The sequence below is a fragment of the Methylobacterium nodulans ORS 2060 genome (assembly GCF_000022085.1).
Classification (GTDB): Bacteria; Pseudomonadota; Alphaproteobacteria; order Rhizobiales; family Beijerinckiaceae; genus Methylobacterium; species Methylobacterium nodulans.
In genome coordinates, this window is the sequence record NC_011894.1 from 7,051,098 (window position 1) to 7,072,514 (window position 21,417).

Genomic DNA, 21,417 nt, shown 5'->3' on the forward strand with positions numbered 1-21,417 from the left:
GAGCGGCGGGATTCGAACCCACGACCCCTAGTCCCCCAGAACAACGTTCTGACGCACTAAACACCTGATCTAACTCGATTTTCTGCCTTCAGCCGCGTCAATGTGGGGCTCAATGTGGGGAGATTGAGCAGTGTGGGTGGCCTCCACGGCCTCAAGCCCTGCCCGGATGTCGTCGAGGAGCACGTGGGCGTAGCGGGTCGTGGTTTCGATGCGGGAGTGACCCAGCAGCTTCTGCGCGCCCTTCAGGTTGCCGGTCGCCCGAACGTAGCGGGTGCCGGCGGTGTGGCGGGTGTCATGTCGCCGGAAGCCTTCGGCGAGGCCGGCCTCGCGGATGCAGCGCCGCCAGTGCGTCTTGAAGCCGTTGTCTGTGATCGGCAGCCGCTCGCCCTTTGTCCGTCCGTCCCGGGTGCGCGCCACGGTGTAGGTGAACACGGCGATTGGGTGGTGCCCCTTGCACTCGTCCAGGATCGCGAGGCACGCGTTCGTGAGCGGGATCGTGTACCAGCGGGCCTGCCCGTCCTTGGCCTTGTTCCTGATCCGCGCCACGCGGTTGCGACGGTCGATCTGCGGCCACGTGAGCAGGGCGCCGCTGGCGCGGGTGCCCGTCGCCATCATGAACCGGAACAGGCGGCCATAGTCCGGCCCGAGCGCCTCGACGATCCGGTGCTCCTCGTCCGGGTCCGCCTCGCGGATGCGCTCCTGCGGCTCGGATAACCGCAGGTCGCCCCAGCGCGGGTAGGGTATCTGGTAGAGCCACACGTCCCGGGCGCGTCGGAACAGCTTCCGGAGGGGCTCCACCGCGTAGCGGTTCACGGTGGCGTTCGCGACCTTCTCCGATGGGATCTCGCGCAGCGCTCCCGTTTCCGGATCCCGGCGCACGCGGATCCCGCGCCGATACGCGACCATCTCCGCGATCCGCTCCGTCGTGATCTCCGAGAGGAGCGTCTCCTTGCCGAAGTGGTGCGCGAGCCATTCGAGCGCCCACCACGTCGTGTCGGGCGTCGCGTGAAACTGTCCTACCTCGTTGAAGTATCGGGTACAGACATGCGCCATGGTCGGCGGTTCTTTACCGCCCCATTCGGCCCGACGGTTCTCGGCTTCTGCCAGTTCGAGGCGCTTCTTTTCCCTTAGTCTCTTTTCGGCGACTTGCGCCTGCCGGCGATCAGTTTCGCCCGTAGAGCATCGAATTCGATGACCCCCGATTGCAAACTCGCACCAGTAGAACGCGGAGTTCGGGCGCTTGTAGACGGACATTCCTGGCGGCGCTCCCCGTTGAGGTATTCCAGCAGATCCACGAGAAGAAACCGGCGCAGCTTGCGGGTTTGACTCTGACCCCGCAAGACGTACTTCACCTTGCCGGCCTTCACCTCGGCCCGAAGCTGCTTCTGGTTCATCTCCAGAGCGTTGGCGGCCTCGGCAAGGGTGATGGCGGTCCGCTCCTGGAAGGCGCGGGCGAGACGGTCGGGGATCGGGAAGCTCGCAAGCGGACTCTCAGGCATCGGCCCCTCCCCGACTGTGACACCACACGACGAGCGGCGCCCCGAGCGCGACGCGCACGAACTCACGCACGGAGGATCTCCAGTATGGTGAGCCGCTCGTTGGTGCGGGCGATGATCGCCTCGCGCTCCTCATTCCGATCCTGCGGGTAGCAATCGACACGCGGCGGCCTCTCCCCGTCGAAGTACAGCTTGCCGCCGAACCCGAGCCGCCCCTGGAAGCGCCATTCCAGTGGAAGCACGCCGGCTGCGGAGCGCACGAACATCTCGCGGTCGTATACGTCGTCGGGTGCCCCAGCCTCCTCGACCAGAGCGGTGTAGATCGCATCGGCCTCGCCCTCCGTCAGAGCGCCTGGTCTCATTGTCTCCCTCCCCCTCCCCTTCGCACGGCGCGCCAGCTGTAGCGGGTGGCGCCGAAGAGCGCGTAGAGCGTGATGGCGCCGAGCCGGATGGTTTCGAAGGTGCTCACGGACGCACCTCCGGCATCTGATCCCAGGTGCGGCCGTCGAGGAGGCGGCCGGCGGCGGCCTTGCCGATCCGCAGGCATTCGGCGTCTTGGTCGTAGCGGCAGTGGTCGAAGCGCCCGAACTCAGGCCCGCCCGTCCAGCCGTCGAGGTGGCGCAGTTGGTCGACGTCGATCCAGTCGCCGTGCTGCTTGAAGTGATAGGCGACGCCCGCCGCGATGCACTGGCCTCGGATGGCTCGCGCCCACTCCGCACGCATCGGCCGGGCGCCCGGGCCGCTCTCGCCGCCGACGATCACGAGGTGGATGCCGGTGAGGTCGATCTCACCGAGATCCTCGAGCAACGGCTCGCAGGACAGGAAGCGGACCCGCGCCGGCACGGTCCTCAGCGCGTCGAGGTTCCGCAGCCGGGCACGGTCTTCGATCGTCGTGCCGAGCCAGACGTTCGGCCAGCCCGCGCCCCAGGCCGGCGCGCCGATCGCCGAGCCCGGCAGCATCTTGGCGATGTTCTGCGGGCGCTTCGTCAGCAGCATCCAATCGAGGTGCGGGGTCTGGGCGATGCGGTGCCAAGCGTCGTCGCGCCAGCGGCTCGGCACCTGGTTGTCGAAGAAGTCGGCCAGCGAGGCACAGAAGACCCGATGCCGCTCGCCGGCCGCTGCCGCGGCGCGGTCCCACTTGAGCGGCTGCTGCCAGTTCGAGGCGCTGGTCCGGCGGCGCTCGCCGGTCCAGAGGTGCGCCTGTCCGGTGCGCTTGGCCCAGGCCTCGGCGTAGCAGTGGTCGCATGCCGGGCTGAGGCGAGTGCAGCCCACCCAGGGATTGAAGGTGTGGTGGCACCATTCGATCTTGCTGTTCTCGGCCATGCACTGCCTCCGGGTCAAAGCTCGATCCGGCCCGCCGCTGGGGCGTTCTCGCGGGCACAGGTCGAGCACTGGTCCTCGCCGGCCCAGCCGCAGCCGCCGGGGCAGGCGTCCTCCTGGGTGCAGCCGCAATCCCGGCAGATTCCGCCGAGCAGCAACGGGACGCGCGGTGTGACGCCGTCCTCCGCCTCCAGGGCGCCGTCCGGCAGCGCCTCGGACACCTCCATGGTGAGCATCCGGGTCAGCAGGGTCTCGGCGGCCTCGGCCGCGCGCCCGAGGATGTCGCTTAGCTGGTCCTCGTAGACGCGCTGGCGCAGCCGCCAGGAGGCGACCAGCTCGATCGCGACAGCGCCGATCCGGGCCTGCTCCTCGCGGGTGAGGCCGAGCCAGATGTCGGCGCCGTCGAAGCGGCGGAAGGCCGGGCCGGCCTGGGTCTCGGTGGTCATCGGTCCACCCTGCGAAGCGGAGGAGGGGGCGGGCATCAGGCGCGTCCTCCCCCGCAGCCGAGCGCGGCCCGGGCGCGCAGGACCGCCGGCCAGTTGACCCGGACCGACTGCTGCATCTCGGGCAGGAGGTCGCGCAGGATCGCCGCGGCCTCGTCGGGCGTGTCGGCCGCCTGGGCGGCCCCCATGGCCAGGGCGTCGGCCAGCGCGAGCATGGCGATCTCGCAGGGGAAGCCGGCGCAGAGCGCTATCAGCTGGTCGCCGAGCTGTCGGCACTGAGCGGTGTCGGGAGCGGGGGTCATGCGGCACCTCCAAGTGCGTCGAAGTTCTGGAAGGGCGGCCAGCGGATCACGACGCCGGAGAAGACCCAGACGTCCGGATGCTCCGCGCGCCTGAAGGCAGCCAGGTCATCGAAGTCGCGGAAGCCGTCCCGCCGCGCGAAGGCGTCGAGCGCGGCCGGATCGTCGGTGTCCTCGGTCACGGTGCCGGCGCCGTTCGTCAGGATCACGGACGGGCGCTGCGCAATGCTCGGCAGGGTCAGGATGATCCGGTCCACGCTCTCGCAGGTGGTCCGGCCGATCAGCTTGCAGTGGCGGGTCCGCTGGCCGGTGTAGAGCTGCAGCGCCTCGCCGGGCCGCGCGTGGCGCCCCTGGTTGGTGACGCCGCGGTGGGCGCGGATCGTCTGGGCCTTGGCGCCCAGCGCGATCGGCTCCACGAAGCGCGGCTTGAAGTTGTAGGCGACCATCAGGGTGCCTCCCCGATCGCATCCTCGGCCGGGCCGATCAGGGTCAGCAGCGCGCGGCGCCGCACCGGCACCAGGGCCTCGTAGGCGCGCAGCAGCTGCACCGTGCCGGGCAGCGTCACGAGGGTGAAGATCTCGCCACCGGCCGCCGGCTCCTGCTCGGCGCCGAAGAGGGCATGGACCGGCACTTCGAGGATGCGCGCGATCTCGCGCAGCCCGCCGGGCAGGAAGGTCCGCTCGATCACGTCGTCGCCCTCGGCCGCGTCGAGGACGTCGGCGAGGCAGCCGGTCGCGATCACCCGCTGGTAGTGCAGGAGGGCCCAGATCACTGGATGCCTCCCGCGGCGCTGATCTCCGCGCGGGCGCAGTCGCGGGCCTGCACCACGAGGTTGGCGAAGCGATCCGTGCCGATGTCATCGATCCGGTTCAGCGTGATCCCCGCCACGCGCGCCAGGGCGATGAGGGCCACGTCCGCCGCGCGGAGCGACAAGCCGCTGGCAGCGATCCCGCTGGCGGCGGCCTCCTCGGCAATGACCTCCATCATCCGGCGGGTGAGGCGGCAGTAGGGGCAGGCGCAGGGCTCATCCATGGCGGCCCTCCCCCAGCAGACCGAGGCGGTGGAGCTTGGCGATCACCGCGCAGCGCGAGACCCGGCACAGGCCCTCCTGGGCCAGGATCTTCGCGATCTGCGGGGAGGTCCGGCCCTGCTTCCACAGTTCGACCAGCCGGGTGACCGCGGGCTCCGGCCAGAAGAACCGCCGGGCCTTCGGCTTGCGGTGGTCGGGAATGCTCGGATCGAGGATCCGGGCGAGCATCCGCGCGCTCTCGGGAGCCAGCTGCCACCCCCGCCCCCAGGCGGTCTCGATGTGGATGCCGGCCGCGCGCCGGGCGAGCTTCCGCCGCAGCTTGCTGATCATCACGTCGAGGACGCCTTCGGACGGCTCGTCGTCGGCCAGCTGGTAGACGGCGGTCATCAGCGCGTCGCGGCTCATCAGGGTGCCGCGCCGCAGGGCGAGCAGCAGGCGCTCCTCGGTGGCGGTGAGCCCCCACGCGCGGGGCGTGGTCAGGGAGCCGGTCAGGGCCCGCCGCAGCTCGGCGACCTCGGCCTCCTTCTCGGCCAGGGCGCGGCGCAGCGCGCGCAGCTCGGTGGCGTGCTCGGCCTGCATCATGCCGCGGCCCTCCCGCGCTCGCGGAGCGGCCTGGGCTTCCCGGCCGCGCGGGCCGCGGCCTCGATCGGCTGCGCCCAGGCGCGCACGGCGCCGTAGGTGAGGCCGTCCAGCACCGCGAGCGCCGCGGCGCAGCGGTCGAGGTCGAACATGCCGACGTGGCACGCCTCGCGCGGAATCCCGAGGCGGTGGGCGAGGTAGGCGTAGAGCCGGCGCCGGGCCGCGCATTGGATCCTTCGCCGGTCGCGCTTCGGCCGCCCGACGTAGGCGCGGATGCGCCAGGCATCCTGCCAGATCGGGTCGAGCACCCGGTGCACCGCCTTGCGGGCGGCGCGCACCTCGGCGGTGGCAGGAGTGCCGAGGGGCTGGTGAGTGCCCTCATGGCAGCCGACGTGCCCCTGGCAGGTGTCGCACTTCCAGAAGGACGTGCGGGCGAGATCGACGCGGTGGGGATAGATCTCCCGGCCGGTCGTGAGGCGCGCGAGCGCCCCGCAGCAGCTGGGCGCGCCCATCAGAACGGCAGCTCCGCGAAGTCATCTCCAGTCGCGTCAGAGATCGCCGCACGGATCAGGCGGCGCGCCTCGCGGGTCTGGTCGATCCCCATGGGCAAGCGGTCGAGAGCATCATTATGGAGCGCCGCCCGGAAGCCGCCGAGCCAGCACAGCAGGTCGGCCATGCCGGACGACAGCTGATTGGCCTGATCGAGCGGGATGCGGATCACCGCCATCGGCTCGGGCAGCGGCGGCGGCGCCGGCTCCTGGTGCCGCGGGACGCAGGGCGCGGGGGCGTCCGGCTCCGGAGCACCGACCGCGCGGACCTTGCTGATGCCGTAGGGCGCGGACCGGATCTCGGGGTGGGTGAGCACACCCACCATGCCGAGGAGCTCGTCCCACGCGAGGCCGGTCGCGTGCTGGGTATTTTCGCCGTGCCCGACGGTGAGGTTGAAGTGCCCCGAGTCGTTGGCCGTGATCGTGATGGGAAGGGCGCGCATCGGTCAGCCCTCCCTGCCCGCCAGAGCCTCGGCGCTGTCGTAGCCAGCGAACCAGCGGTTCAGGCGCTCGGGATCGCCCGCGATTGACTGGTTCAGGCAGCGCCGCCGGTGGCCGCGCTGCTTGGCCAGCGCCCCCGCCTTGAAGTCCGGATGCTCGGGATCGCCCAGGAACTTGTCCTCGCCCTCCTCCTCGTCCGCGCCGGGCTCCCGCTCGGTCGGAGGGGTGACAAGCGCATCACCCCCCGGGAAGTCGTCCACGGGCGGACGGGCCTCCTCCGCGGTCTCTTGGGGCGGCTCCTCCGGGGCGGTGAAGGCCTCCACGGCATCGGTCACGGGCAGCGGCGCCTTCGGCCCGGCCGCCAGGACGTCGAGCTTCGAGGCGAGCCCGCGGGGCGTCACATCCCGCGCCGCCTCCGGTCCGCGGGCCGGGGTCGCCTCGATCTCGTCCTCGGCGTAGACGCCGAGCAGCACATCGGGGAAGTGGCGCCGGCAGAGCGCCCGGCCGCAGTAGTAGGACAGCTGCTGATCCGGGTCATTCCTCCACAGCGGCGAGTTCTTCGGCGTGATCTTCTCGATCGGCGGCGACGTGTACTCGACAATCTCGTCCGGCTCGTCGGCGAGGCGCGCCCAAGCCCGGCAGCGCCGCTGATCTCCCTCGCCCGTGTACTCGAACCGGATCCGGCCCTTGATCGGTGCACGCTTGAGGATCACCGCCTGGATCAGGCTGCTCTCGAACGCGATCTGGTCATTCACGAAGTAGGATTTATTGGCGACCGCGAAGGGGCTCAGTCCCCACTCGACCGCCTGGGTGACGATCGCGAGGCAGGCGCCCGGATTGCCGCGCAGGTGGGCGCGGATGCCGCTCTTGGCGATCGCCATCATCTTCGAGAATTCGAGCAGCTGGCCGGCATTCGCGAAGGCGATCCCGCCGCGCTCAGAGGAGACCGTGAGGGCGTTCGCCGACCCGACATCGACCCGCTCGGCGATCTTCTTCTCGGCGTCGGACAGGGTGAGGGCTCCAGCGCTCATGCGGCTGCCTTTCTCGGGTTGCGGATGGTGATCTGCGGGAAGGAGGTCGCCTGGACCGTGTAGGAGGCCCGGTGCTGGGTCTTGCGGACGATCAGCCGGCCGTCGCCGAGGGTCGCCTGGGTGTGGCCGGCGAGCTTTTCGACCAGCTCGGCGTCGAGGGCCTTCTTCAGCTTCTCGGCGTCGCGGATCGCGGCGGCCGCCGCGGCGCGCTCATCGACCAGGGCGGGCGCCCGGTTGTCGCCTGAGAGATCGAGCACCGGCAGGCCGTCGTCCGGCGGGTAGAGGGCGGCCAGCGCATCGCCGTCGCGGGTATAGTCGGCCGGCGGGGGCACGCCGTCCTCGACCCCGCGCCAGAACCCGCGCACCTCCTCGACAAGGCGGTCCCAGATGCCGGCGTGGAGCGGGATGTCGACCACGTGCAGGTCGAGGCCGTGCCCGACCACGAGGAGCGCTACCGCCGCCCAGGCGGCTTTGGCCAGCTTCGCCTCCACGATCGCCTGGACGGCGATCCAGAGCGGCAGCTCGATCTCGCCCTCGGCCCGCCACTTGTGCCGGAAGACGAAGTCGGAGGTGGTCTTGACCTGGATCACCCCGCGGCCGGGCCGCTCGGGATCGACCGCGTAGGCGTCCGGCGTGCAGCCGATCCGAAGGTCCGGCGCGCGCAGGTAGACATTGTTGGCCGGCGTCACCTTCCAGTGCGGCCGGTCCTCCGCGAGGATCTGCAGCGCGTCGTCCTCGAGGAGGCGGCCCCGGCGCATGGCCGGGGTCTCGGTCGGATCCTCGGAGAGGTGCCCGGCCTTGAGCGCGTGGAGCTCGAAGCGGGTCGTGTACTCGTGGACGCCGAGGATGGCGCCCGCGACCGAGGCGGTGATGTCCGGGGCCCGCAGGGCGAGCCAGCCGGCGCGGTCCTTGGCCGGGTTGATCCGGTGGCGCTCGATCTTCACCGGCCGCCCCCGTAGCGCTGGCCCGCGGCGCGCTTGCCGAGCGCGTCGCAGAGCGTGGAGAGCCCCAAGAAGCCCCAGGCGGCCGACAGCAGCAGCGCGCCGAGAAGGTCGCCGAGGGCCCGGCGGGCCGTCCCCCGCGGGCGGGCGGCCGGGCGCTGCTGGGCCCAGAGGCGGACGAGGTCGCCTGCCGCCCAGAGCAGGGCCAGGAGCAGGACAGGGGCCGAGGCGATCGCCACGGCGAGCTGATCGCCGGTCAGCATCACAGCGTCTCTGGAGCGAGGCCGGCGGCGGCCGAGGCGACGAAGGCGCGGAGCGAGACGACCCGTTCCAGGGCCAGTTCCGATGCGCCGTCGCGCAGCAGCCCGGCGATCTCATCGAGGTCGACCGCCGTCGCCTGATGCCGGGCGCGGAGCCCGATCACCGCGAGGCGCAAGGTATGCGCCTCGTCCTTGACCTCGGGCTGGGGCAGGCCGAGCAGCGGGATGATGCCGGCCTCCATCAGGGCATTCTTCCCGGCATGGGCGACGGGATCCATGACGGGACGGATGACGGGATCCGCACCGGGACGAGCCCCGGCGCAAGCAGCCGCGTACATGGCAGACTTCCTTCAGCGGGAGACGGAGGACAGGCCGAGGCACGCCGCGGTCAGGCGCGGCGGCGCGTAGGTCGGGATCTCGGCCTCGATCTCGCGGAGGCGGGCCTTGTGCGCCCGCTCGAGGTCTTCCTCGTCGTTCGCGACGAGGCGGTGATCCTCGGGGGCAACCAGCTCGAACCGGATCTCATCCAGCGCCCGGCGGCGCTCAAAGACGCGGGCGGTCGCTTCGGTGATAGCTTTCTCGGCGTCAGAGCTGGTGCGCGCGAAGTCGATGGACCCCGCGACGAGGGTAAGGGTGATCTCGTTCAGGCGCCGCTCGGCCGCGGCTAAGGCCTCTACGGCGTCACGGAGGCGGGAGGCCGCGACGCGCTTGGCGGTGTCGCCCGGGCCGGGAAAGGCGACGATCGAGGTTTCCTGATGGGACGGCATCGGCGTGCTCCGTCGCGAGATCGCGATGGCACAACCTTGCCAAAGAGGCAAAATTCACGCAAGTGAGAAATTGCCAAATAGGCACTAGCAATGTGGCGACCCTCACGCATCGGGCCCGGTCCAGCTCCACAATCCACACCTTTCCACAGGCACGCAAAACGGGAATTCCGCCGATTGACTCCCGGCCGGAACGCGAACGAAATGAGAACAAACGGGTCGACTCGGGAGCCGCTATGAGTCAGGACAGTCTTACGGCCGACGACATAATCAATGGCAGAAACCCGCATGCCTTCGCAGTTCACCTGCGCTGCGCAAATTGTCTGAAAGATACAATGCGGCTAGTGGATGCTAGTACGGAAGCAGAGCCGCCGGCCAATATCGAGGATTTTCTGGAATGCGGCCTCTTGCGCCGGATGGTCGTAGTCTGCAGCGTCTGCGAGTGCCCGTCAGCCCAGCTGACGGGCGTCGACCATGCCCACGGCTCCTGGGATGCGGATTCCGATGATTGGGGTGCTTAGGAGATAGGCATCCGTGCGTTGACCTCACGCACCAACCCAAGGACGCGCACGACCCGGCCGGTGTCGGCCGTAGCATCCTTGGGCACAACGATCGGTTTGAACTCGCGAGACGTCGAGCGCGGGTGGTATTCAACTCGGTCGGCGAACAGCTTCACCTCTTTGACGGACCACTCGCGCAGATGGCCGCCGTCGCGGATCTGCTCTACAACGACCTTCATTCCAGACCGGAGGGGAATGTTGATGTCGTCGAAGTCCACGCAAATACACTTTGCCCCGTCCGGGATCGGAACGGGGGTAGCGGCGTTCATAGAGTCGCCTTCAACTAACACGGCGAACTGTCTAGCGTGAGGAAATTCCGTGTCTGGGTAGGCCGGAATTGGATCGTGGACAAAGTAGGCCAGGGACTCGACCTCCCTAAACAGCCCGGCTTTTGCAATCCCGATCACGCGCACCATCCCTTTTGGCAGCGGGATCGGGGACGCCTCCCCGCCGGGAGGTACTTCTTCGCCCTCCGGAACCAGGTCCGCAACAGGAACCTTAAGGGCCTCGCTGATCTTCGCCAGGTTCTTGAGGGAAACGTTCCGGCTGCCGTTCTGCATGCGGGATAGATAGCCCGTCGAGAAGCCGGTCGCCTCAGCGAGTGCCTCGAGCGTCAGCCCGCGCTTCTCACGCCACTCCGCGATGCGGTTCGGCTTCTCCGCAGGTGTGAGCCGCGTTCGATTGGTCTTGCCCATTCGACAATTTCGCCCGACCAGCCGCCCGAGGCCATAGCCAGATAGGCAACCAACAGGCTTGAATTCATCTTGCCTATTTGGCAACATTGGCGGACCCAACCTTTGAGGTTCGCGGCGGCATGAACGCGCTAGAGCAGTACTTCGAGGAGACAGGCGATAACGTCTCCAAACTCGCCGAGCGGATGGGCCGCGCGGCGACGACGATCTCCCGGCCGCTGCGCGGCGAGCGGAACGTCAGCCTGGACATCGCGCTCGATGTCGAGCGGGTGACCGGTGGCAGGGTCACCGCCGACCAGTTCCTTGCGATCTGCCTTGCGGCGAAGCGCGCCGCTGTTGCCGCCGTGCCGCGGGAGTGCGCGGCGTGATGAGCGCCCGCCTTCCTAAGGGCCTCGGTTGGTCGCCGGTTGCGTGCACAGCGCAATATACAGCCCCTTTGCCGGTCGGCGCTTCTGCACTTCTTCAAGTGCTTCGCGGATTTGCAGCTTCTGCGGCACGATATATGAGCCGTTGCCGCCCTCAATTATCGTTTTCCTCGGCTCGTCGTCAATAACTGGATTATAGCAGCGCGCGGCCGCCGGCCGCTCTACTCGGGAGTAACACGAATGGCCGCACGGATGAGTGAGAACGGCGGAACGATGACCGCCGCTGAAGTTCTGCAGACGCTGTTTTCGCAGGCCGACAGTCACAAGGCGGAGATGGACAGCGCGAGGGGCGAAATGGGCGCGTTCATCAAGGACGCGGAGGAGCGGTTCGGGATCAATCGGAAGGCGTTCAAGGCCGCACTGGCGCTCAAGCGTATGGAGGCTCAGGACCGTTCCGCGTACCTCCAGACGTTCCGGCACTACTGCGACGTACTCGGCTTCAATGATCAGGCCGACCTGTTCGCTGAGGCGCCGAAGGCTGACCAGCCGCCGGCCGATGCCGGCGCCGCCCAGGCCGCGGCGAATGCAGAGGCGATCACCAAAGGCATCAAGCCGACCCGCGTTAGCGGCAAGACCCTAAACTGAGCCGGGACGCGCTACGCCGATGCGCAAGATCCTCGCCCTCGACCTCTCGGTCGCCTCGACCGGCTGGGCCCTCGGGTCGCCGGACGGCGATCCAGCCTTCGGGCACTACACCCTGCCCTCGACGGGCAATGACATCGGGAAATTGCTCGCGGCGTTCCAGGACTGGCTGAGCCTAAAGATCGCCGGCGAGGACATCGCGATCGTGGTGTTCGAGGCGCCGATCCTCACGCCCGGCAAGACCCATATCACCACTGCCCGCAAGCTGATGTGCCTCGCCGGGGTGACTGAATTGGTCTGCCACCAGGCCGAGATCCGCTGCATCGAGGAGAATATCCAGACGAACAAGAAGCGGTTCGCGGGGCACGGCCGGGCCGACAAGGAGACCATGATGCACGTCGCCCGCCGCTACGGCTGGGACGTGCAGCGCGATGACGAGGCCGACGCCCTCGCCCTCTGGGTCGGGGGCGTCTGCACCTTCGCCAAGGCCCATGCCGGCCGCTTCCTGGCCGGGCCGCTCGGCGCCCGCCCGCTGAGGGCCGCATGAAGACCCGGGACGCCCGCGCCGTGATGGCGAGCCGGCGCGAGCCGCCGACCGCCCTCGATTTCTTCCCCACGCCCCCGTGGGCGACCCGCGCGCTCTGCGCGCTGCTGCGCGAGCGCGGCGTGCCGATCGCGGGCCAGGAGGTCTGGGATCCGGCTTGCGGCGAGGGGCACATGGTCGGGCCCCTGCAGGAGGAGTTCTGGCACGCGGAAGGTTCGGACGTGTTCGACTACGGCCGCGGCTTTCGGGTGCGGGACTTCCTCGACCCGGCCGGGCACGCCTACCGCCCGGACTGGATCATCACCAACCCGCCCTTCTCGGTCGCGCTCGAGTTCGCCCTGACCGCGCTGCCGCTCGCCCGCGTCGGCATGGCGCTGCTGGTGCGGACCTCCTGGCTCGCCGGGGCCGAGCGTTACGAGAAGCTGTTCGGCCCGCAGCCGCCCTCGATCGTGGCGCAGTTCTGCGAGCGGGTGCCCATGACCCGCGGTCGCTGGGATCCGGCGGCGAGCACCGCCACCGACTACGCCTGGGTGATCTGGCGGAAGACGGCGAACCGCGGCCGCAAGCCCGAATTCACCCATCTGCCCCCCGGCACCCGGGCGCGCTGCACGCGGCCCGACGATGCCCGCCTCTACGGCGTCCAGGCGGATGCGCCCCTGCTCGCGCTCGCGGGGGCCTGACATGAGCTTCCGGTCCCTGCCCGTGTTTCAGGCCGGCATCGTCGGGATCTTCACCCGCGGGACCGACGCCGTGCGCCTCACCGGCGCGATCGGCGCGGTACCGGAAGCCCGCCCGGCCGCGGAGGCGCTGGGCGACCACTTCGATCCGGAGCGGCGCGCTCTGGCGCTCCGCATCCTCGAAGCCCTGCCGGTCCGCCAGCGGGAGCGCATCTTGGCGGCCTACGATCGGGGGGCCGCATGAGCGCCGCCCATCGCCGTATCGGTGCTGTTGGGGAGCCTCTCGCTTGGCGCCTCTACCGAGAAGCCCACAAAGCCGCGGAGGCATCCGCGGACTTGCTCAAGGGCATGGCTGCCGGCCGCGCATGGGCCGAGTGGCAGGAGATCGCCTACGGAATTCCCGCCCTCCGGCTCATTGCGATTAGCGCCGAGCTAGCGCGGGCCTGGGACGAGGTTCTGGCCACCCGCGCGAACGCCGCGGGCTCGTGCCGGATTGAGGACGGCCGCGCGGCGGGTGCCGCGTGGGCGCGATGGCTGGCGCTGTTTGCCAGCCGTGACTTCAGCACCACCACGAGGAGAGCCTGATGCGCAGGCAAGGCAACGTCATCCCGTTCCAGGGGATCGGCGGCGGCCAGAATGAGGCCCCCCCGCTACCGCACAGTATCGATGTTGAGCAGGCGTTGCTCGGCGCGGTCCTGCACAACAACGACGTGATGGCCGAGGTCGCTTCCATCGTCACCCCGGAGCACTTCTTCGAGGCCCTGCACGGGCAGATCTGGCGCGAGATGGCCGCGATGATCGCACAGGGTCTCCCATGTACGCCGATCACCGCGAAGGCGTACATCGGCGACAAGGAGGTCGATGAGGATCTGACCCTCGGCGCGTACCTGCGCGAGCTGGCGGTGCAGGCGACCACCGTCAACGCCAAGGGCTACGCTCTCATCGTTCGTGATCTCGCTGCCCGGCGCCGGATCATCCAGGCGGCCGAGCAGGCCGCCGATCGCGCCCGGAACGAGGGCATCGAGTCCTCGTCCGACAGCATCGTCGACGACATCGAGGCGGCCATGCTGGACTGCCGCGCGGATGAGGGCTCCGATCATCTAGCCGGCATGTATGGCGACGAGGCTGCGCAGTGGCTGCTTGATCGTGTCGAGGCCAAGCGCAATGGGACGCTCGAGGATGAGGCCATTCCGACCGGTCTGCCCGTGATCGACGCGCTTACGAAGGGCGGGTACCGACGCGGCGAGCTCTGGCTCATCGCCGGGCGCCCGGGGATGGGCAAGAGCGTAGTGCTGACCTCGTTCAGCCGCCGTGCCGCTCAGAAGGCTGGTACGCTCGTCTACCAGCTGGAGATCACCCGGGAGCAGCAGGTCGCCCGGTACCTGACCGACATCGCATGGGATCGTCAGGGCGCGATCGAATTTGGCGATGTCATGCAGGCTACACGCCTCTCCGACGCCGATATGTACCGGCTGCATTGGGCGAAGTCGCAGTACGACGGGCTGCCCCTGCGCCTTGAGGTCGGGAATGACATCACCCTTCCGAAGATCGTTCATGGGATCCGGGCTGAGCGGCGGCGGATGGCGCGCCGCGGGCACAAGCTCGGTGTCGTGTTCATCGACTACCTCGACTTCATCAAGTCGCCCGACCGCTATAAGGGCAATCGCAACCTTGAGATCAGCGAGATCGCAAATGGTCTCAAGACCGTCGCGAAGGCTGAGGATGTCTGCATTGTATTGCTTGTCCAGCTGAACAGGCAGACGGAAAAGCAAGAGCGTACTGACCGGCGCCCGAATCTCGGCGATCTGCGCGACTCCGGCTCCCTGGAGCAGGCCGCGGACCGAGTCCTCTTCCTCTACCGCGATGCCTACTACCTTGAGGAGAAGGTCAAGCGGACCGGTGACCCCGATCTGGCTGACCGCCTCGCGAAGCGGCGCAACATCCTAGAGGTGATCTTCGGGAAGAACCGCGCCGGCCCCCTCACCACCGCTGAGCTGTTCTGCGACGTCGCCTCGTCCCGGCTCGACGCCCTCGCCCCGGGAGCCTGACCATGGCCCGCATCCGCACCATCAAGCCCGAGTACTGGACCTCCGAGCAAGTCATGGAGCTTTCAGTGCCGGCGCGCCTCCTGTTCATCGGGCTATGGAATTTTTGCGATGACCACGGGCGCATGGCGGTCTCCGCCAAGCGCATCAAGGCGCAGATCTACCCGTCCGATGATTTCACGGCGGCCGACATTCACGGAATGCTCACTGAGCTTTCAGTGAGTGGCCTCGTCCGGTTTTACGACGTTGATAACAAACAGTTTCTTGAGGTTACGGGCTGGCGCCACCAGAACATCAACCGCCGCGGAAAGCCCATGACACCCCTTCCGCCGTGGGCTCAGACGGTACCCGATCAGGGGTCACTCACTGAGGGCTCACTGCCGGAAAAGGAAAGGGAAAAGGAAAGGGAAAAGGATAATACTAGGCGCGGCAGCGATGGCGCCCCGTCCCCCGCGGGCGCGGGCGCACGTACACGCGAGGGCGGCCCCAACCCGGCGGGGGCCGCCGCGGGCGATGAGGATGACGCCGAGGCCGCTGGTGCCGACGCCCTGCCCGCGGACACGCCGGCCGATGTCCAGCCCGGTCAGAACGTGCCCAGCCGCGCCTTGGGGGAGGATTCGAACCCCTCGACAGCGGGCAAGGCCGTGGCGCCCGCGGCCATCGAGCACAATCACGCCACCTACGACCGGGTACTGGCCCGGATCTGTGAGGCCGTCCCACACGCCCCGCAGAGCCCAGCGATCGGCCCGATCGTCCGCCTGATCGCCCAGGGATTCGACCTCGAGGACGAGATCATCCCCGCCTGCCTCGACGCCCTATCCGGCAAGCGGCGGATCTACTCGTGGGAGATCGTCGCCGAGCGCGTCGAGGAGCGCGTCGTTCGGCAACGGGTCGCCCGGCAGCGGGACGGGATCTCCGCCAAGCCGAAGCGCGATGACGGGCCGAAGGTTACGATTCCCGGCGCGGGCGACTACTCCGAGACCTTCCTCCGCGATTGCGTGAAACGCTGGCGCCAGGACCCGAGCAGCTGGTTCCCGTTCCTCGGGCCGAAGCCGAACGAGCCCGGCTGCCACGTCCCTCGCCGACTGATCGAGAGCGCCCGCAAGGCCGCCTGACCGCACCCCGATTCCCGCAACCCCGTCACACCAGCCGAGGTGCGCCGATGACCCCCGAACAACGCCGCCGCCGCCGCCGTCGCGAGAAGGCCCGCCGTGAGCGGTCCCGGCTCACGGCCGAGGCCGCCCGCCGCAGCCTCCATCCCCAGGGCGAGCAGCAGCGCGAGGCTCTGGCCACGCTGGCGGCGGACGTGGAATCCGCACAGGAGGCCGCTGGCGGCCGTTCCGCCGATGCGGAGGAGGTACCGCCCAGCTCGCAGAAGACCGCCCGCGGCCCCGACAATCGGCCGGAATCGGCCATCGACGCGGGCAGGAGGTGGCACGTAGTGGTCGCCAAGCCGCGATATGCCCGCCGCGCTGCGAAAGACCTCAACCGCGCCGGCATCCCCGCGGTGCTCACCGACGAGCGCGTGGAGGTGGTCGCCGAGAACGGCCGGCGCCGCATCGTCCAGCGCCAACTGCTGCGCCGCGTCCTGTTCGTGGGGCTTAAGGCCGGTGCACCGGTCGATGCCGTCCACGGCGAGACCTATTTCGTCCGCGATGCCGTGCGCGACGGCCTGGGCCGCCCGATCGTGGTCCCCCCCAATGAGCTCAGCCAGTTTGTCCAGGCGCTTTCCGACACGCTCACCGAGCGCGACCCCAGCGCATTCGAGCCCGGCGACGAGGTGTGGATCAAGGATGGGCCGTTCGCCTCGTTTAACGGCGTGGTCGAGGACGCTGATTTCGTGACGAGGCGACTCAAGGTAGGTGTGCAGATCTTCGGCCGCATATCGTCGGTTGGACTCGACTTCTCACAGGTCGAGCGGACTTGACTCACAGGAATGCCGCCCTTTATCCAGACGCCAGGAGTAACCTGCGTGCGTAGGCGCTGACAGCCAACGGCCCGATGCTTGCCCCCCAGGTCCCGGCCCACGTCGCCCCCAAGCGAGGAATGACGAGGCAAAGGGCGGCTTGTGCCCAAAATCGGCGGACCGATGTACGGCACCCGCCGCCCGGCAGTTTCCGAGTTCGATGCGGCAGTGTGGAAGGACACGCACCGCCTGAGAGTAGGGTCCGGACGCGCGCTGGGGTCCGTGGGTATCCATTCCCTGGGCAGGCGACCAACGCGGAACTCGGAGCCGGTGACGAGACCGGCCCGCATCGATCGAGACGCAGACCTAATGCGGCGGACACCCCCTCCTCGGACGCCGATTGAGGATTCTAGAGTCTATGAAAGAACAGGCCGCCCCGCGGATCACGCTTCGCGCTCTCGACAGCCTGAAGGCCTATGAGCGCAACGCTCGCCGACACTCGCGGGAGCAAATCGAGCAGCTCAAGTCGAGCATCGAGAACTTCGGCTGGACGAACCCGATCCTCGCCGACGCCAATGGCATCGTAGCCGGGCACGCCCGCTCGATTGCCGCGCGGGAACTCTACGCAGCCGGCGCCTCCCTGAAATTCGCCAACGGCGCGCCGATCCCCGAGGGCAAGGTCCCCGTCGTGGACTGCACCGGCTGGTCGGATGCGCAGCGCCGCGCCTATATCCTCGCGGACAACCAGCTCTCCCTCAACGCGACCTGGGACGATGACCTGCTCCGGGTCGAGTTCAAGGCGCTGCAGGATGAGGGGTTCGATACCGCGCTGACCGGCTTCACCGCCGAGGCGATCGGCGACCTCTTCACCGCTGATAATCCGCCAGCCGCCTTCGGCAGCTTCGACGAAGACGTAGAGACCGAGCACAAGTGCCCGAAGTGCGGGTACCAGTGGTCGGGCAAGGTGGCGTGAGTGCCACGGCTCTGGATCGAGCGTGCGACTGGGCTAGTCTCAGCCGGCGCGAAGCTCCAGCAAGCCGAGGATCGGCTACGGTATTTCCCGGGGCGGGCGCACGCCTTCATGGACTGCACCGACCGCCCGGCGCCGACAATTGTGGCGGGTTACGTGCCTGAGATCGTGATCACGGACGAAGTCCCGCGCGCCCGCGCTACGGGTCCGCAGAAGCCCCCCTACCGCGTGCCGCTGATGGCCGAGATCCGCGAGATGCCGTGGAACGGCTTCAACGTCATCTCGACCTTCGCGGGCGGAGGCGGATCGAGCACCGGGTACCGGATGGCCGGGTACCGGATCCTGTTCGCTAGCGAGTTCGTCGAGGCGGCCCGGGAGACCTACCGTGCGAATGCCTCCCCGTCGACTATCCTCGACGGCCGGGACATCCGGCAGCTGACCGCCGAAGACCTCCTGTTCGCCACCGGCCTCAAGCCGGGCGAGCTCGACATCCTCGACGGCTCCCCGCCCTGCGCGAGTTTCTCGACGGCCGGCAAGCGTGAGAAGGGCTGGGGCACGGTCAAGGCCTACTCGGATACGCAGCAGCGGTCGGATGATCTGTTCTTCGAGTACGCCCGCCTGATCGATGGCGTCCGGCCGAAGGTCTTCGTAGCCGAGAACGTGAGCGGTTTGGTCAAGGGGACCGCTAAGGGCTACTTCATCGAGATCATCCGCAAGCTGAAGTCCTTCGGCTACAAGGTCGAGGCGCAGCTGCTCGACGCTCAGTGGCTCGGCGTCCCACAGGCCCGGCAGCGGTTGATCTTCGTCGGGGTGCGGGATGATCTCGGGCTGAGCCCGGCGTTCCCTAAGCCGCTGCCCTTCCGCTACAGCGTCCGTGACGCGCTCCCCTGGATCACGCGGGCGGTACACGACACCTCCGGTCTGTACGGGGCAGGTGAGATCACCAACCGCCCCTGCCCGACCGTGACGGTCGGCGTCAATTCGGTGAACGCGAACCACTACCAGGTGTACGGTGAGGTCGAGCCGGAGGCGGATATCAGCCGGTTCGCGATCGGTGAGGAGTGGGACAAGCTCGGCGGGCCGGGTCAGAGCGACCGGTACTTCCAGCTTGTGCGGCCCGACCCGAACGCGCCATGCCCGACCGTCACGGCGTCCGGCGGATCCGGATCGATCGCCAGCGTCACCCACCCGTACGAGAAGCGGAAATTCAGCATCGCTGAGCTGCGGCGCATCTGTGGGTTCCCTGATGACTACGTGCTCAAGGGTGACTTCGCCCAGCAGTGGGAGCGCCTCGGCCGCGCCGTGCCGCCGGTGATGATGAGCCACGTCGCGGCGACCGTCCGCGATCACATCCTGGCGAAGCTCTGACTGGCGAAGCTCTGATGTGCGGGATCATCGGCTCCTTCAACCTGCCGGGCTTCGACGTCTCGTCGCGCCTGGAGCAGCTGGCGCATCGGGGTCCGGATGGATCCGGCGTCCTCTCCGCCGGGCCGGCGGTGCACGGCCACGTCCGCCTCTCCCTGGTGGACCTTACCAGCGCGAGCGACCAGCCGTTCCGCTACGGGGACGCCGTGCTCACCTTCAACGGCGAGATCTGGAACTACCAGGAGGTCCGTGCTCAGCTTCAGGCTGAAGGCGTCCGGTTCCGGACCGCCGGGGACACGGAAGTCCTCGCCGCGGTCTTGCACCGGTGGGGCGTTCACGGCTTGGCGCGACTGGAGGGCATGTTCGCCTTCGCCTGGAGCAAGGGCGAGATGCACATCCTCGTCCGTGACCGCTTCGGCGAGATCCCCCTGTACGTCCACCGGAAGGGCAACGGATTCGCCTGGTCAAGCGAGCGCAAAGGGCTCGGCCGGGACTGCCCTGCCGCCCCGCTCCCGCCCGGCTGCGTCCTCGACCTCCCTAACGGTGAGGTCCGGCCCTGGTATGAGCGGCCCGAGCACCCCGGGATCAATGACCGCCTCATCAGCCTCGTGCGTGATGGGGTCGAGCGCCGGCTTGTCGCTGATGCCCCGCTCTGCTGCCTGATCTCCGGCGGGTTGGACTCATCCCTCGTCCTCGCGCTCGCCAAGGCGCGCAAGCCGGACGTGGTGGCCTATACGGCTGTACTCGACGGGGAGAGTGCGGACCTCCGCGCGGCCCGCCGGCTCTGCGACGAGTTCGAGGTCCCCCTGGTCGAGGTCCCCGTCCCGGCGCCGACCGGGGATGCGCTCGAGGCCGCGGCCCGCGCCATCGAGATCGACAGCAAGGCCCAGGTCGAGATCGCCGCGCTCTGCATCCCCCTTGCCCACGCGATCGCGTCGGACGGGTTCAAGGCATGCCTATCAGGGGAGGCCGCGGACGAGCTGTTCGGCGGCTACGGCAACATGTGCATCAAGGGCGCGAGCGCTAGTGACATCGGCTGGCGGGAGATCCGCGTCGCGCAGCTGCTCAAGATGGCCCGAGGCAACTTCGTCCGCTGCAACAAGGCGTTCATGGCGGCGGGGGTTGAGTGCCGCCTGCCCTTCATCGAGCGCCGGCTGGTCGAGGCGGTGATCGCGATGACCAAGGCCGAGTGCCCCCCCGGTAAGGGGGCGCTCAAGCAGGCCGCCGCCGGCATCGTCCCCGGCTGGGTCGTGAAGCGCCCGAAGGACACCTTCCAGGGCGGCGCCGGAATGTCAGACGCCGCGGGCCGGGTGCTTCCGGATCCCGCGGCGTTCTATCGGTCGGTCGTGCAAACGGCCTACGGGCCTGCCGCTATCGCTAGGCCGCCCGCTGGCCGACGTACCGCCCGCGCTTCTCGCCGGGCTGCTTGACCAGGGTCAGGCTGATCCCGGCCTTCGCGGCGGCTCGCTTCAGGGTGACCGCGCAGGCCTTCCACCCGATCGCCTTGCAGATCTCCTCCTCGGTCGCTCCGCCCTCGGCGAGGACCATCGCAAGCATCTGCTCGTTCTTCGAGCCAGCGCGGGGCTGACCGTCCGCCGCCTTGGCGGGCTTCTCCTTCCCAGGCTTGGGATCCATCACCCGCAGCCCGGGCCGGCGTTCGTTGGGCATCGAACGGAGCCGGCGGATGTACTCGGATATCCCATTGTCCTCCGCCGCGGCCGGCGCCGGCGCCTGGACCTGATCAAGCAGCCTGGCGACGGCCCCCTTATCAGCCCGGACGAAGCGCATCGCCTCGACGTGGGCATCCAGCTGGCCAGCGCCGGCCTTGATACCGATCGGGGTTGCGGTCTCGATCGAGGTCAGCAGCACCTCACCGAACGCCTCATTGTCGAGGGGCCGGTAGAGGCCGCGCTGGGCCAGGACCGACAGGGTGGCGGCGAAGACGCGCGGCGGCATACCGCCCGGTCGGGCGTTGTCGAGGTAGGTCGTCCGGAACTGGCGACCGGTGTCGTCAGTCGACACGCAGCCCTCAGCCTGCCCCAGGAGAGCGCGGTAGACCGCAGCGGTGCCCTCGGGCAGCTCGGCGACCACGTCCTCCGCCTTGTATTCGGCCATGGCCGCGGCGGTGTTGAGAGTAACGGCGCGGTCAGTAACGTGGGCGTCGAAGTTGGACCGGCCCTGTCTCACCCCGGCGCGGGCCGGCGCCTCGACGCGGTTGATAAGGATCGGGGCGCCGTCCTCGATCTCGACCGTCAGATTGCGAGACTCCAGAGCGGCGCGGACCCGCTTGAGGCCGGCGGCGCGAGACGAGAACCGCGCAGCGTTCGCGCCAGTCACCTGCTGGTAGAGACCAGCGAGCGCGCCATTGGTCAGGGTCTCAAGGATAGCGGTCATCTGAGTAGTCCTCGTGTTGATCCGGGCTAGAACCCCGGGCGGTACCCGCCGCCGCAAGAACTCGTAGGGTGCATCCCGCGGGATGTACACAGTTTCTGATGCAAA

The 21,417-nt window shown here is 68.8% G+C and carries 31 protein-coding genes; 12 read left to right on the forward strand and 19 right to left on the reverse strand.

The features are described 5' to 3' along the window. Positions 1–69: 69 nt before the first annotated feature. The 18 genes from MNOD_RS32870 to MNOD_RS32950 all read right to left on the reverse strand — a co-directional run bounded on the left by MNOD_RS32870 (position 70) and on the right by MNOD_RS32950 (position 10,407). Complete coding sequence (locus tag MNOD_RS32870; protein WP_015933267.1) at positions 70–1,053, reverse strand: tyrosine-type recombinase/integrase; 984 nt, start codon at positions 1,051–1,053, stop codon at positions 70–72. A gap of 74 nt (positions 1,054–1,127) precedes the next feature. Continuing rightward, entirely contained in the window at positions 1,128–1,499 is a 372-nt protein-coding gene (locus tag MNOD_RS41980; protein WP_015933268.1) for a hypothetical protein, read from the reverse strand. A 62-nt stretch (positions 1,500–1,561) separates the two neighbouring features. Continuing rightward, positions 1,562–1,858, reverse strand: a complete 297-nt coding sequence (locus MNOD_RS32875; RefSeq protein ID WP_015933269.1) for a hypothetical protein — start codon at positions 1,856–1,858, stop codon at positions 1,562–1,564. 103 nt (positions 1,859–1,961) lie between these two features. Continuing rightward, positions 1,962–2,819 (reverse strand): phage Gp37/Gp68 family protein, encoded by an 858-nt coding sequence (locus tag MNOD_RS32880; RefSeq protein WP_015933271.1) that lies wholly within the window; start codon positions 2,817–2,819, stop codon positions 1,962–1,964. 14 nt (positions 2,820–2,833) lie between these two features. After that, positions 2,834–3,298: a hypothetical protein gene (locus MNOD_RS32885; protein ID WP_015933272.1), complete on the reverse strand. Its 465-nt coding sequence runs from the start codon at positions 3,296–3,298 to the stop codon at positions 2,834–2,836. Further along, a complete protein-coding gene (locus MNOD_RS32890; protein WP_015933273.1) occupies positions 3,298–3,561 on the reverse strand; it encodes a hypothetical protein in 264 nt (87 codons plus the stop codon). Before MNOD_RS32890 ends, MNOD_RS32885 begins: the two co-directional genes overlap by 1 nt. Continuing rightward, a complete protein-coding gene (locus MNOD_RS32895) occupies positions 3,558–4,004 on the reverse strand; it encodes an ASCH domain-containing protein (RefSeq protein ID WP_015933274.1) in 447 nt (148 codons plus the stop codon). Before MNOD_RS32895 ends, MNOD_RS32890 begins: the two co-directional genes overlap by 4 nt. Then, complete coding sequence (locus MNOD_RS41985; protein WP_015933275.1) at positions 4,004–4,330, reverse strand: hypothetical protein; 327 nt, start codon at positions 4,328–4,330, stop codon at positions 4,004–4,006. Before MNOD_RS41985 ends, MNOD_RS32895 begins: the two co-directional genes overlap by 1 nt. Next, positions 4,327–4,590, reverse strand: coding sequence for a hypothetical protein (locus tag MNOD_RS32905; protein ID WP_015933276.1), 264 nt, complete (start codon positions 4,588–4,590; stop codon positions 4,327–4,329). The genes MNOD_RS41985 and MNOD_RS32905 overlap by 4 nt, the downstream gene beginning before the upstream one ends. Continuing rightward, positions 4,583–5,170, reverse strand: a complete 588-nt coding sequence (locus MNOD_RS41990; protein ID WP_015933277.1) for a winged helix-turn-helix domain-containing protein — start codon at positions 5,168–5,170, stop codon at positions 4,583–4,585. The genes MNOD_RS32905 and MNOD_RS41990 overlap by 8 nt, the downstream gene beginning before the upstream one ends. After that, positions 5,167–5,679 (reverse strand): zinc-finger-containing protein, encoded by a 513-nt coding sequence (locus MNOD_RS32915; RefSeq protein ID WP_015933278.1) that lies wholly within the window; start codon positions 5,677–5,679, stop codon positions 5,167–5,169. Before MNOD_RS32915 ends, MNOD_RS41990 begins: the two co-directional genes overlap by 4 nt. Continuing rightward, on the reverse strand, positions 5,679–6,158 hold the full coding sequence (locus MNOD_RS32920; protein WP_015933279.1) for a hypothetical protein: 480 nt from the start codon (positions 6,156–6,158) through the stop codon (positions 5,679–5,681). Before MNOD_RS32920 ends, MNOD_RS32915 begins: the two co-directional genes overlap by 1 nt. A gap of 3 nt (positions 6,159–6,161) precedes the next feature. Beyond that, entirely contained in the window at positions 6,162–7,187 is a 1,026-nt protein-coding gene (locus tag MNOD_RS32925) for a recombinase RecT (RefSeq protein WP_015933280.1), read from the reverse strand. Next, positions 7,184–8,131 (reverse strand): YqaJ viral recombinase family nuclease, encoded by a 948-nt coding sequence (locus MNOD_RS32930; protein ID WP_015933281.1) that lies wholly within the window; start codon positions 8,129–8,131, stop codon positions 7,184–7,186. The genes MNOD_RS32925 and MNOD_RS32930 overlap by 4 nt, the downstream gene beginning before the upstream one ends. After that, the gene (locus MNOD_RS32935; protein WP_015933282.1) at positions 8,128–8,391 is read right to left on the reverse strand and encodes a hypothetical protein; all 264 of its coding nucleotides are present in this window, start codon (positions 8,389–8,391) and stop codon (positions 8,128–8,130) included. Before MNOD_RS32935 ends, MNOD_RS32930 begins: the two co-directional genes overlap by 4 nt. After that, a complete protein-coding gene (locus tag MNOD_RS32940; RefSeq protein WP_015933283.1) occupies positions 8,391–8,726 on the reverse strand; it encodes a hypothetical protein in 336 nt (111 codons plus the stop codon). The genes MNOD_RS32935 and MNOD_RS32940 overlap by 1 nt, the downstream gene beginning before the upstream one ends. A gap of 12 nt (positions 8,727–8,738) precedes the next feature. Further along, positions 8,739–9,155, reverse strand: a complete 417-nt coding sequence (locus tag MNOD_RS32945; RefSeq protein WP_015933284.1) for a hypothetical protein — start codon at positions 9,153–9,155, stop codon at positions 8,739–8,741. A gap of 514 nt (positions 9,156–9,669) precedes the next feature. Next, the gene (locus MNOD_RS32950) at positions 9,670–10,407 is read right to left on the reverse strand and encodes an XRE family transcriptional regulator (protein ID WP_015933286.1); all 738 of its coding nucleotides are present in this window, start codon (positions 10,405–10,407) and stop codon (positions 9,670–9,672) included. 119 nt (positions 10,408–10,526) lie between these two features. Here MNOD_RS32950 and MNOD_RS32955 point away from each other — a divergent pair, with 119 nt between their 5' ends. From MNOD_RS32955 to MNOD_RS33010, 12 genes are all read left to right on the forward strand, one after another. After that, positions 10,527–10,772 carry a helix-turn-helix transcriptional regulator gene (locus MNOD_RS32955; protein WP_015933287.1) on the forward strand — a complete coding sequence of 82 codons (246 nt, stop codon included), beginning with the start codon at positions 10,527–10,529 and terminating at the stop codon, positions 10,770–10,772. Between the two features lie 237 nt (positions 10,773–11,009). Then, positions 11,010–11,414, forward strand: a complete 405-nt coding sequence (locus tag MNOD_RS32960; protein WP_015933288.1) for a hypothetical protein — start codon at positions 11,010–11,012, stop codon at positions 11,412–11,414. A gap of 19 nt (positions 11,415–11,433) precedes the next feature. Continuing rightward, complete coding sequence (locus tag MNOD_RS32965; RefSeq protein WP_015933289.1) at positions 11,434–11,958, forward strand: RuvC family protein; 525 nt, start codon at positions 11,434–11,436, stop codon at positions 11,956–11,958. After that, positions 11,955–12,635, forward strand: coding sequence for a hypothetical protein (locus MNOD_RS32970; protein ID WP_015933290.1), 681 nt, complete (start codon positions 11,955–11,957; stop codon positions 12,633–12,635). Before MNOD_RS32965 ends, MNOD_RS32970 begins: the two co-directional genes overlap by 4 nt. Position 12,636: 1 nt before the next feature. Continuing rightward, positions 12,637–12,876 (forward strand): hypothetical protein, encoded by a 240-nt coding sequence (locus MNOD_RS32975; protein ID WP_015933291.1) that lies wholly within the window; start codon positions 12,637–12,639, stop codon positions 12,874–12,876. Positions 12,877–12,968: 92 nt separating this feature from the next. Continuing rightward, entirely contained in the window at positions 12,969–13,217 is a 249-nt protein-coding gene (locus MNOD_RS32980) for a hypothetical protein (RefSeq protein ID WP_157091617.1), read from the forward strand. Continuing rightward, entirely contained in the window at positions 13,217–14,680 is a 1,464-nt protein-coding gene (locus tag MNOD_RS32985; protein ID WP_015933293.1) for a replicative DNA helicase, read from the forward strand. The genes MNOD_RS32980 and MNOD_RS32985 overlap by 1 nt, the downstream gene beginning before the upstream one ends. A 2-nt stretch (positions 14,681–14,682) precedes the next feature. Next, positions 14,683–15,792 carry a hypothetical protein gene (locus tag MNOD_RS41995; RefSeq protein ID WP_015933294.1) on the forward strand — a complete coding sequence of 370 codons (1,110 nt, stop codon included), beginning with the start codon at positions 14,683–14,685 and terminating at the stop codon, positions 15,790–15,792. A 47-nt stretch (positions 15,793–15,839) separates the two neighbouring features. After that, on the forward strand, positions 15,840–16,604 hold the full coding sequence (gene nusG / locus MNOD_RS42000) for a transcription termination/antitermination protein NusG (RefSeq protein ID WP_015933295.1): 765 nt from the start codon (positions 15,840–15,842) through the stop codon (positions 16,602–16,604). Positions 16,605–17,001: 397 nt separating this feature from the next. Then, positions 17,002–17,556, forward strand: a complete 555-nt coding sequence (locus MNOD_RS33000; RefSeq protein WP_015933296.1) for a ParB/Srx family N-terminal domain-containing protein — start codon at positions 17,002–17,004, stop codon at positions 17,554–17,556. A 153-nt stretch (positions 17,557–17,709) separates the two neighbouring features. After that, positions 17,710–18,921, forward strand: coding sequence for a DNA cytosine methyltransferase (locus MNOD_RS33005; RefSeq protein WP_244424608.1), 1,212 nt, complete (start codon positions 17,710–17,712; stop codon positions 18,919–18,921). 14 nt (positions 18,922–18,935) lie between these two features. Further along, complete coding sequence (locus MNOD_RS33010) at positions 18,936–20,348, forward strand: asparagine synthetase B family protein (protein ID WP_015933298.1); 1,413 nt, start codon at positions 18,936–18,938, stop codon at positions 20,346–20,348. On the opposite strand, the gene MNOD_RS42005 is transcribed toward MNOD_RS33010, so the two are convergent. Further along, positions 20,296–21,312 carry a DUF3489 domain-containing protein gene (locus tag MNOD_RS42005; protein WP_015933299.1) on the reverse strand — a complete coding sequence of 339 codons (1,017 nt, stop codon included), beginning with the start codon at positions 21,310–21,312 and terminating at the stop codon, positions 20,296–20,298. The genes MNOD_RS33010 and MNOD_RS42005 overlap by 53 nt on opposite strands. Positions 21,313–21,417: the final 105 nt, after the last annotated feature.